An 11395-nucleotide genomic window follows, 5' to 3' on the forward strand; every position below is an offset into this window, starting at 1 on the left:
TCTTGCAAGCCCAGTCCCTTTAGGGCTGGGTTACTGACATTCTGCATGAGTTAAGACATATTTAATATAGATGACCTGGTTCTCATAATTAATACTAGCAATTAAACGGTATTTATTGCCTTTAATATTGAAAACTGTCAAATTACCAACAGATTCAGCCTTGGGATAAACAGACTGTACTTCTACTAAATTACCCCAATTAGCTTTACTAACAGTAAAATACCAGTCATCAAGAGGTTCACAACAGTCTGCGTGTTCTTGACAATATTCTCTAAGCTTTTTTCGGCTGATAACGTGCATTAAACTTTAATTTAAACTTGAGCAGCCAATAATTTTATACAGTTATTACAACAATATCACATTCTCAAAATTAGATGGTTTGTTGTGCGATTCTTAAGTCGGGCTAGTACCGCAGGGCAAAAGTCAAAAGTCAAAAGTCAAAAGTCAAAACTAATATACAGTAGGCTTTTTGGCGATTGAATATGGTTGCTTTATTTATGCCGTGATGTACTAGTTCCCTCCGGGACGCTTTGCGTAGCTTGCTACCAATGTACCAGTTGTGTAAGTCCTGTACCTATAACCAAAAATTATATATATATAAATATCACAATACAAATTTATTATGTTTACGGTTGCATAGCCATAACCAGACATTGATATATTCACAGAAGTATTTATATAAACAAAGTAAAAAATATAACACTGAAATTTAAGAATTTCTTTTATAAAAAATCAGCCTAGCCATGCTAAAGTTTTAATCTCGTTATATTCCTTAGCTGCTTCAGCTTATGCATCTGCATTCTTTACATCAACAACACCTTGAAGAATTAGTCAAGAGTAGTGGTATAAACTTAGACTTAATTCGTTTAAATTTCAAATCGCTTCAAGGCATAAATGCTTATGAATATTTGCTGATTTCTGACCAACTCCCTCGCACCAATACAGGGATGATTAAAAACGCTTGGTTACAGCGGTATAGCCACATTACAGAAGGTGGTTGGTGGTGTTCGGGACTCGACCCTCTCAATAATTGGCATAAGATGGAATGGGGATGTTTTAAACCCAACCAACCGCGACAAAATCAAAAGGGCAAATCAATTAAATATGAACACCCTCCCAGCACCCCCACACGCATATTTTGTTTACGCATATCCTTACAAATTTGGCAACAAGTTGGCCAACGTTACAACTTAAATTTACCGGAAAATATTACTATTAATCATGATGATGAAGCCGAAGGTTTTTGGTCATGGGTAATTAAAAATAAAATAGCCATTGTCATTTGTGAAGGTGTGAAAAAAGCCGCAGCCCTTTTAAGCCAAGGATATGTTGCTATTGCTATTCCTGGTATTAATAGCGGTTATCGAGTTATTAAAGATGAATTTGGTAAAGTTACCCGGCGGCAATTAATACCTGATTTAGCAGTATTTACAAACATAAAACGCAACTTTTATATTTGTTTTGATTTTGAAACTCAAGCTAAAAAAATTGCGGCTGTAAATAATGCTATTTCCCAATTGGGTTGTTTATTTCAACAACAAAACTGTCCTGTTAAAGTTGTCGAACTTCCAGGAAAAGAAAAAGGAGTTGATGAATTTATCATTACTAAAGGTGCAACAGCCTTTGATAAAACTTATCGTCAAAGCCTAGATTTAGATATTTATATTGCCCAAACCAAACCCCATACAGAGTTAACAATTCCCGCTGCACTTACTGTTAACCGTCCTTATTTGGGAAAAATTGCCTTTCCTACCTCTGGTTTAGTAGGAGTGAAATCAGCCAAGGGTACAGGTAAAACCACAGCATTACAAAGCATTGTTCAACGAGCAAAAAATCATAATCAACCAGTTTTATTAATTACCCATAGAATCATCTTGGGACGGTTTTTATGTGATAAAATCGGGATTAAATGGGGTTTTGAGCATGAATCATGGCGGATAGAAGCTGATGAAGTAGCTGTTAAATGTCCGTTACCAATTACGCCATCTTTGGGATTATGTGTAGATTCAATTTGGAAATTAAAACCCGAAGATTGGCACGGTGCAATATTAATTTTAGATGAGGTTGAGCAGTCTTTATGGCATTTACTCAATAGTAATACCTGTAAACAAAAACGAGTTAAAATTCTTCGTATTTTCCAACAACTAATTTCTACAGTTCTCACAACAGGAGGTTTGATAATTGCCCAAGATGCCGATTTATCAGATGTATCTTTAGAATATTTACAGACCTTAGCCGGAATTAAATTAAATCCTTGGGTAGTTGTCAATGAATGGAAACCGGAAAAAGGTTGGGATACAACTTTTTATGATTCACCCAATCCCACACCCCTAATTCATCAATTAGAATTAGATTTAATTGCTGGACGTAAATGCTATGTTACTACTGATAGTCGTTCTGGCCGCTACAGTTGTGAAACTATTGAACGTTATTTAAAAGAACGTTTACAGAAACTCAGAAGAGAATTTCCTGAAACTTTAGTAGTTAGTAGTCATACTACTAATACACCTGGTCATGCAGCCGTTGATTTGATAGCTGCTATTAATCAAAAAATCACTGATTATGATACTGTTTTTGTTACCCCTAGTTTGGGAACAGGAATTAGTATTGATGTTCAACATTTTGACCGAGTTTATGGCATTTTTCAAGGGGTAATTCCTGACTCAGAAGCCCGTCAAGCTTTAGCAAGAGTTAGGGATAATGTTCCCCGTATTGTTTGGTGTGCTAAACGCGGTATTGGCTTAATTGGTAGTGGTAGTACAAATTATCGGTTACTGTCTAATTGGTATCAAGAAAATCAAAAAGAAAACTTAGCTTTATTAAGTCCATTACATAAAATAGATGTAGATTTACCTCTAGTTTATGATCCTATTCATTTACGCACTTGGGCAAAATTATCTGCTAGGGTAAATGCTTCTATTCGTCTTTATCGGCAATCAATGCAAGATGGATTAATAACTGATGGTCATCAAATTCAAATGCGAAGTAATGAAGTCCAAAATAACATTCTTCGTGATTTGCGTTTAGCCTTTTTTGCCACTGAACCTAGTGATGTAGAAAATCGCAAACGGTTAATTGTAGAAATTGTTAAAGTGCAAAAAGATTGGGGCCAAAGTCTTCAAAAAGCCAAGGAGATTAAACGCAAAATCAAAGAAATTAAGCAGCAAAATCAATCAGCAGCAGCAAATTCTGTAGCTAATGCTAAAGATATTGACTATGTGGAATATGAACAGCTATTAACTAAACATTCTCTTAGCAATGGAGAACGTCATCAAGTTGATAAATATATTCTCAGACAAAGGTATGGAATTGTAGTTACTCCCCAACTCAAAATCCAGGATGAAAAAGGTTATTATGGACAATTATTAATTCATTATTATCTGACTCATGAAAGTGAATATTTTCATGTAAAAGATCAGCAAGAATGGAGTCAGCAGTTATTGTGGGGTGAAGGTAAAGTTTTTCTCCCAGATTTAAGAACCTATACGTTGAAAGTAGAAGCTATGCGGGCTTTGGGAATAATGCAATTTCTGGAAACAGAAAGAGTATTTAGTGAAAATGACGCTGATTTAATTTGGCTAAAAAATGTAGCTGGACAAAGTAGTAGACATATCAAACGCGCTTTAGGTATTGATTTAGTTAGAGGTAAAGAATCTGTTGCGGGAATTAAGTTATTAAGCCGACTTTTAGGTTTGTTAGGTTTGAAATTACAGCAAGTCAATGATGGTTATAAAATTGATTTAGACACTCTAAATGATGGTAGAGATAAAATATTTGCAGTTTGGCAACACCGTGATGATTTGATGTTAACTACTTTACATAATATGGAATGTGAAATTGTAGATTTATCTAAAAAGTCTCAACAGGAAGCTGTACTGATAAGTTAAACAACAAAAAAACAGATCCCCGACTTCTCAAAGAAATCGGGGATATATCTGATCTATCTGTGGTAAAATCTATTTTGTGTGCTTACAAGTTACAAAATGAATAAAAATATTGATTTTGATGTTGTTAATGCTTTACACCAACAGGGTTTAGATCATTATCATGATGGTAATTATCAACAAGCACTGGCTAATTTTGATGCGGCTTTAGAATTATATGCTAATTTTTCAATGGCTTATATTAATCGAGGTAATATTTTTCATATTTTAGGTAATTATCAAAAAGCTATTGCTGATTATAATCAATGTATAAAAATCAATCCTAATTTTCCTGAAGCTTACCATAATCGGGGTAACAGTTATTATGCTTTGCAAGAATATCAAAGTGCAATTTCTAATTATAATCGTTCTCTAGAAATTAATCCTAAATTTGGTGCAGCTTACTACAATCGGGGTTTAGTTTATGCCCGTATCCAAGATTATTATCAAGCAATTGCTGATTTTAATCAAGCATTAAAAATAGTTCCTGATGATATTCAAGCATACTATGAACGGGGTTTAGTCCATAGCAATTTGGGAGATTATGAAAATGCCATTAAAGATTACAACCAAGCATTACAAATTAATCCTACATTAGTTTCAGTATATGGTTTTCGAGCAAATGCACATCACCACCTGGGAAATTATGAAAATGCGATTATTGATTATAATCAAGCATTACAAATTGATCCTCATTTAGCAACAGCTTACTATGGAAGGGGCATGGTACGAGAAGCTATACAAGATCTTATTGGTGCAGTTGCAGATTATACTCAAGCTATAGAAGTATCTCCAGAATTTGCCTCAGCTTACTGTAAGCGAGGAGATGCTTACAAGTTGTTAGGTAATATACAAACAGCTATTCAAGACTATAACCAAGCATTAAAGATAGATTCTGATTCTTTAGCAGCATATTATCATCGAGGAAGTAGTCGCTATATAGCTAAAGATTTTACAGGAGCAATTAGTGATTTTACTGAAGCTTTACGATTAGATTCCCAGTCTGCTGTATTTTATAGCGATCGCGCTAATGCTCGTTATGCCCTAAAGGAGTATCAAAAAGCTATATCAGATTATACTCAAGCCATCAGCATTAACCCTAATTTAGCTGAAGACTGGTTTAATCGCGGTCGTAGTCACTTTCTGCTAGGAGAATTAAATACCGCATTAGCAGATTTAAACCAAGCTATCCAATTACAACCACGCTATCCTTTAGCTTATTTAGTTAGAGCAGACATACATAGACATTTAGGGAATCAGCTAGACGCAATCGCTGATTTCCGTAAATCTGCTGATCTCTATTCTCAGTCAGGAAACACGCGATATTACCAGGAGATTACCAATCTGATTTCCAGAATTTCTCAGTCGTGAACAGGGAACAGGGAACAGGGGAGAAACTTCTTTCTTCTTTCTTCCTCCTGACTCCTGACTCCTGACTCCTGACTCCTCAGTTAATTTCTCGATAGCGTTTTTGAAGATCCTGAATTGTGAATAAAGCCTCAAATTGTAACCCAGCCGACTCATATAACGCCCCACCACCTTGCAATCTATCTATTAGGGAAATTACCCTGTCTACCGTATAACCAGCCGCCTGTAACCGCTCCACAGCCTTGAGTGCAGATTGTCCAGTTGTTACCACATCTTCCAAAACTACGACTTTTGCACCCTGGGGTAAACTGGGACCTTCAATGTAAGCCATTGTCCCGTGTCCCTTGGCTTCCTTGCGAATAATTAAAGCTGGTATCAGTCTATTTTCATACACAGAAACCACACTAACTGCGGAGACAATAGGATCAGCACCTAAAGTTAAACCAGCTACAGCTTGAGTATCTTCAGGCAACATTGGTAACAATAACCTCGCCATAGCCAAAGCACCTTGCGGATGGAGTGTGACTTGTTTACCATTAATATAGTAAGAACTACGTTGTCCAGAGGAAAGAACAAAATCACCTTCTTGATACGCAAGCTGGCAAAATAAATCTAGTAGCTTTTGACGGAGAGTAGTTAAATCAGTTGTAACAGCCCAAATATCTGAGTTGCTAGAGGTTTGAGTGGAATAAGACATTACAAACAATTAAAAGTTGTGTTAAACCAAAATTGAAACTCAATAGAGTTCTCCAATTAAGCATAAATTAAGATTTACCCAAAAATTAGCGAGAATTAAATTAATTTAATTCTGTCCGCAGAAACGAGCTTGGCTTTCGCGCTGAGAGTGTCAATCTCCCTCTTCGCTGATGACTACTTTACCTCGAAAGATAAAGTAATTGTAGATGTTGTAAAACAACATAATCGCTACGGTATTAGATAAAAGTTCTATACTCTTTAAAGGAGTTACGCAAAAGGGATAAATACTTATTTAAGTAGGTGGACGTTAAATAACCAAAATGTGTAACGATATGTAAATTTACCTCAATGCGTTATTGTGGTTGAGTTTTAGCCATTTCACAAAATGAAATATACTTTGATTTTTCTCCGCCTACCTACTTAGCCCTGTTCTGTCACTCTCCGAAAAGCTTTATCATTTCTGAATTCTAGAGTTCTTATACAGTAGGCGATTGCCCAGTTATTTCTGAATAGAAATTCCACAAGATGACTCAACCACGAAATTTTAACGACAAACACCTGAATCAATTGTTATTGCGTCTCTTGAGAACTTTTTATTAATAGGAAAAATCGGAAAGTGACAAAAGAAGGTTAGGATATACATTAATTAGGATATACATTAATATTTGCTTACATGATATTACTTCCAAAAGTTTTAACCTTTGAAAAGTTTGACAAATCGTCATTATCAAGATATCCGACTTCTTAGAGAAGTCGGATATCTGACTCTTACACGCAAATCAAATAGATTTGCTATATAGTACAAAATTACTAAAAACTGCTTGAGATAATTTCTGATCTTTTTAGTAAAAATATGAGATTATATTGATAATTACTCTCAATACAACTGAGAATTATTTCTAAATAATGGTAAAAAATCATCTTGGCTTGTTACAGCCTGGTCAAATTGCCACAATTACTCAACTGCACAGTGAATCTGGATTACAACAGCGCCTTCTAGCAATGGGTTTCCGCACGGGTAGGCAAATTGTGATGTTGCGTCGGGGATGGCTTTCTGGTCCACTCCATGTCCGCATTGGCACAACAGAAGTGATGCTACGTTGCCGGGAAGCTAGAGAAATAGAAGTTACAAATGTGAGTACGGGAATATGACTATCAAACAGATTGCGGTTTTGGGAATGCCAAATACTGGCAAATCTACCTTTTTTAACCGTTTTACAGGCGCTAATGCGAGTATCGGCAACTGGCCGGGGATGACAGTAGATTTGATGATGGCAAAAATCAAACTTGGTGAGGAAGAAGCCGAGGTAGTAGATTTGCCGGGAATTTATGATTTACGGGGTTTTTCGGAAGATGAGGCCGTGGTGCGGCGGTTTTTGGAAAGTACACCAATTCACTTAGTAATAATTATTCTTAATGCAACTCAACTTGACCGCCAAATTAGTCTAGCTTTACAGATCAAACATTTACATCTTCCCTCAGTATTATTACTAAATATGGCAGATGAAGCCCCAAAATTTGGGGTAAAAATTGAGCCTAATAGAATAGCCAAGCATTTGGGAATACCAGTGCTGCCCATTAGTGCTAAGTATGGTGATGGTTATGATCAAGCAGTAAAAGCGATCGCACAAACTCTCCAGCAACAGCAAGAAGCAGTCACAGCAGGTTCTTTAGCACAGTGTTCTGCGTGCGATAGCAAAATTGCCTCAGAAATGAGCAGCTTATTGGAGGATGCAGTGTATACTCCGGAACAAGTTGAGGAAAACCTGACAACACGCTTAGATCGAATTCTGTTACATCCAGTATTTGGCTTACCGTTGTTTTTTGCAGCCATGTTTTTGATGTTCCAGATAGTATATGCCCTGGGAACACCTGTGCAAAAATTTATGGGAGATACCCTGGACTGGTTTAAGGGAGTAGCACTAGAACCAGTATTAGGCGGTTTACCAGCATTTTTGAAAGGTTTCTTAATTGACGGTCTTTATACTGGTATGGGAACAGTTGCGGCTTTTATCCCCGTAATTCTCTTATTTTTCTTCTGCATGGCCATTGTAGAAGATAGTGGTTACTTGTCGCGTTCAGCATTTTTGATGGATGCTTTTATGGAACGATTGGGGTTAGATGGTCGTTCTTTTGTGATGTCGTTGATGGGATTTGGCTGTAATGTCCCCGCAATTATGGGGACAAGAGTGATGCGTTCCCCTGGGTTGCGAATGCTTTCCATGCTTGTTATTCCCTTTTCTTTGTGTTCAGCGCGACTGAATGTATTTATTTTCATGACTACAGCTTTATTTTCTCCTCACATTGCACCTGTAGTTTTATTTAGTTTGTATTTATTTAGTTTTGTCGCAGCTATCTTGACGGCATTTTTGTTTAGAGGCAGATATCCGAATAAAGAACCATTGGTATTAGAATTACCTCCTTATCGCTTTCCCACCATCAAGCAAATGTGGTTACGTGCTTGGGGAGAAATTAGGCATTTTTTAAAGTGGTCAAATCGGTTTATTATCTTTGGTGTGGTAGCGATTTGGTTATTAAATAATTTGCCTTTTGGTGTCCCAATTGCCAGTTCCCAAACATTATCAGGAATGATCGGTCAAGCTACACAACCATTATTAGCACCAATTGGAATTAATGCTCAATTGGCTGTAGCTCTGATTTTCGGCTTTATTGCTAAAGAAATTGTTTTGGGTGGTTTAGCGGTGATTTATGGTAAATCTCAGGGTGCAGATTTAATGGGGACTATTGCCCATCAAATTGACTGGGTACAGGCTTATAGTTTTATGTTATTTACTCTCCTTTATGTCCCTTGTTTGTCAACTGTTGCTGTTTTGAAAAGTGAATCTAAAAGTTGGAAATTTGCAGTTATATCTGTAGTTTGGTCTATTGGTTTAGCTTGGGTAGCAAGTTTTATTTTCTATCAAAGTGCAAGAGCTTTAGGATTTTAATTTTTATAGCAATTTTCGGAGTTGCATAATGGTGGTATAGTAGTCGTTGGTACGGTGAGGCAAGTAAATAGTTGCTTATTTGCTAATTTTCCTTAATGGATGCTACGGTATGGGAATACCATAACTGCCAACGCATTATTTGTAAGTAAAATAAAGATTCGTGCTGTTTAATGCCTTAAAAGTGACTTTTTTCTTACCCGGACAATTTTTGAGTGCCAATTTGTTTTATGGAATCTAAATTTGGGAATTATCAAAAGAAAGTTAACCAGAATGACTTGCTGAAAAAAATTCCTAAATCAATCAATCCTGATTTCATTTACTTGTTTAGAAAGTATCTGTCAGTAATTTCAATCCTCTCCTCACAAAACTACATGAAACTACGTTCATTACTCCTATTTAGTATCACAACTACTCTTTTATTATCTTTACCAGTTAAGGCAAATTCTGATAACAATCAGCTTGATAACCCAACTAGCTGGAGTTTAAATAAATCAAATGTACAATTGCCAGAAATTAAATTTATTCCCCCTGATTCTGTCAGCAATATCAGTCCAACAGATACTCGTAATTTCACTGGTATATTGCCTTTAGGAAGAGAAATTTCAGAACTACAAACTCCCATTAAAACATTAATGGCTCGCTACAAATTTCTCTCTCCTGGAATTTTCTTTATGGACTTGGAAACAGGGGATTATTTAAGCATTAATGGAGATAAATCTTTTGCGGCTGCTAGTACAATTAAATATCCGATTTTGATTGCTTTGTTTCAGCAAGTAGATGCTGGAGAAATTCAATTAGATGAAACTTTAGTAATGGGCAGGAAACATATAGTTGGTGGCTCTGGAAATATGCAATATGCAAAGGTAGGAAGTAAGTTTAGTCTCTTAGAAACTGCAACTAGAATGATGACCATTAGTGATAATACCGCAACAAATATGATCATAGATCGTTTAGGCGGGATTACTCAATTAAATCAAAAATTTCGCAGTTGGGGATTGGAAAATACTGTTATGCGAAACCGACTGGGAGATTTTAACGGAACTAATAAAACCAGCGCTAAAGATTTGGTAAAACTATCAGCTTTGATGGAAAATAATCAGTTAGTTTCCAATACAAGTGAATTACAAGTAATAGGTATTATGAATGGTTGTCATAATAAAAGTTTGTTAACCTCTGGTTTAGGTTCTGGTGCTAAGATAGCTCACAAAACAGGGACTCTCAGGTTTGTATTAGGAGATGCAGGTATTATTGAAACGTCATCAGGTAAGCGTTATTTAGCAGGAGTTTTTGTGCAAAGACCAAATAATGATTCTAGAGGAACAGATTTTATTCGTCAAGTTTCTCAGGTAGTCTATGGTTATTTTGACCAACCAAAACTAAGTACCCAAAGAAGCTAGTAAATCTACACAAATTACAGTAGAAGTTATTTCTAAATCTAAACAAGTTTGTGGGAAAGTCACTTCATATAAAGATGTGCCTATACATTATTCTTTATATGAAGTGATTAAAATTTTGGATTTTTCACGCGATTACAAACATCATCAGATCCAATAATGAATGGGAGCTATAAATCCACCATTACCCCAACAGATTATTTTGTGCTTCTCTTAAACAAGATAACTGGTATTTGGCACAATGGGAAATATTGCATACTCATACCAAGCTGTCCAGATAAAACTGCGAATCCAGCGTTGACGTTTTTCCAAACTTAATTCATACTCAAATGCACCAGAAGATTCATCAATGGAAGATAAATGAGAGTTACAACCACAGCCATGTTGATAGGTAAACCCGTATTTGGAGGCGATACTTTGTACCTTCATTTGGATTGCAAATACCTTACCTGCGTGGAGAATAGCATCCCAAGAACGTTTATGTTCTATATCCCGTTGATCAAATCTTAAAGCCCGTTCTTCAAACACATGATCTCGATAAATTGGAGCTAAATGCACATGATAGAAACTAGCTGGTAAATCATATCCAAATTCATCAAAAAGTTCTAACCCAATGCGAGCTACTTTTACTTCGTTATTGTATTCAGAACCTTTTGATTCAAGATTATGTAGAACTTCTCTAAAGTTCGGATAGTTGTGAACCATAAAGTCATGTCCATAAAATTCCAGAGTTTCCTGTGCCATTTGTCCAAATAGCTGGGAAAATGACGGTATTAAATGAGATAAATGGGGGCGTTCATTAAACAAATCAACATCACCATATTGCAGTTTATATTGAAATAACTGCGCCATTTCCACATAAATTTGTGGATTACTGAATCTGACGTTTGCTCTACCTTTAGCGATATCTTGCCATACAGAAGGTAGTTGAGAAAGGGTAACGGCATTTTCACCAACAATGACTGCAACGTTAGAGACTTCTTGAAGCTGCATATCCAATTTCCGCAAAGAGATTAATTAGTTAGTTTACTGTAAAGAATCCCTTTTTTATCTTTTCAACATAATA

Annotated in this window: 8 protein-coding genes; 5 read left to right on the forward strand and 3 right to left on the reverse strand. The window is 36.1% G+C overall.

Annotated elements, in window-relative coordinates; translation table 11 throughout:
• Window positions 1–30 precede the first annotated feature (30 nt).
• Window positions 31–300, reverse strand: coding sequence for a type II toxin-antitoxin system HigB family toxin (locus FJR06_RS23100; protein WP_015080690.1), 270 nt, complete (start codon window positions 298–300; stop codon window positions 31–33).
• A 488-nt stretch (window positions 301–788) separates the two neighbouring features.
• Between FJR06_RS23100 and FJR06_RS23105 the strand changes: the two genes are divergently transcribed.
• Window positions 789–3887, forward strand: coding sequence for a plasmid replication protein, CyRepA1 family (locus FJR06_RS23105; RefSeq protein ID WP_168652344.1), 3099 nt, complete (start codon window positions 789–791; stop codon window positions 3885–3887).
• A 96-nt stretch (window positions 3888–3983) separates the two neighbouring features.
• A complete protein-coding gene (locus FJR06_RS23110; protein ID WP_168652345.1) occupies window positions 3984–5294 on the forward strand; it encodes a tetratricopeptide repeat protein in 1311 nt (436 codons plus the stop codon).
• Window positions 5295–5370: 76 nt separating this feature from the next.
• Here the strand turns inward: FJR06_RS23110 and pyrE are convergent, their stop codons facing one another.
• Window positions 5371–5988 carry an orotate phosphoribosyltransferase gene (gene pyrE / locus FJR06_RS23115; protein WP_015080687.1) on the reverse strand — a complete coding sequence of 206 codons (618 nt, stop codon included), beginning with the start codon at window positions 5986–5988 and terminating at the stop codon, window positions 5371–5373.
• 905 nt (window positions 5989–6893) lie between these two features.
• Between pyrE and FJR06_RS23120 the strand changes: the two genes are divergently transcribed.
• The 3 genes from FJR06_RS23120 (at window position 6894) to FJR06_RS23130 (ending at window position 10332) form a co-directional block, all read left to right on the forward strand.
• On the forward strand, window positions 6894–7139 hold the full coding sequence (locus FJR06_RS23120) for a FeoA family protein (protein WP_148764695.1): 246 nt from the start codon (window positions 6894–6896) through the stop codon (window positions 7137–7139).
• The gene (gene feoB, locus FJR06_RS23125) at window positions 7136–8935 is read left to right on the forward strand and encodes a ferrous iron transport protein B (protein ID WP_174783523.1); all 1800 of its coding nucleotides are present in this window, start codon (window positions 7136–7138) and stop codon (window positions 8933–8935) included. Before FJR06_RS23120 ends, feoB begins: the two co-directional genes overlap by 4 nt.
• A gap of 371 nt (window positions 8936–9306) precedes the next feature.
• The gene (locus FJR06_RS23130; RefSeq protein ID WP_168652346.1) at window positions 9307–10332 is read left to right on the forward strand and encodes a serine hydrolase; all 1026 of its coding nucleotides are present in this window, start codon (window positions 9307–9309) and stop codon (window positions 10330–10332) included.
• Between the two features lie 210 nt (window positions 10333–10542).
• Here the strand turns inward: FJR06_RS23130 and FJR06_RS23135 are convergent, their stop codons facing one another.
• Window positions 10543–11322 (reverse strand): hypothetical protein, encoded by a 780-nt coding sequence (locus tag FJR06_RS23135; RefSeq protein ID WP_168652347.1) that lies wholly within the window; start codon window positions 11320–11322, stop codon window positions 10543–10545.
• Window positions 11323–11395 lie beyond the last annotated feature (73 nt).

The sequence above is a fragment of the Dolichospermum sp. UHCC 0352 genome, assembly GCF_009711925.1.
Taxonomy (GTDB): domain Bacteria; phylum Cyanobacteriota; class Cyanobacteriia; order Cyanobacteriales; family Nostocaceae; genus Dolichospermum; species Dolichospermum lemmermannii.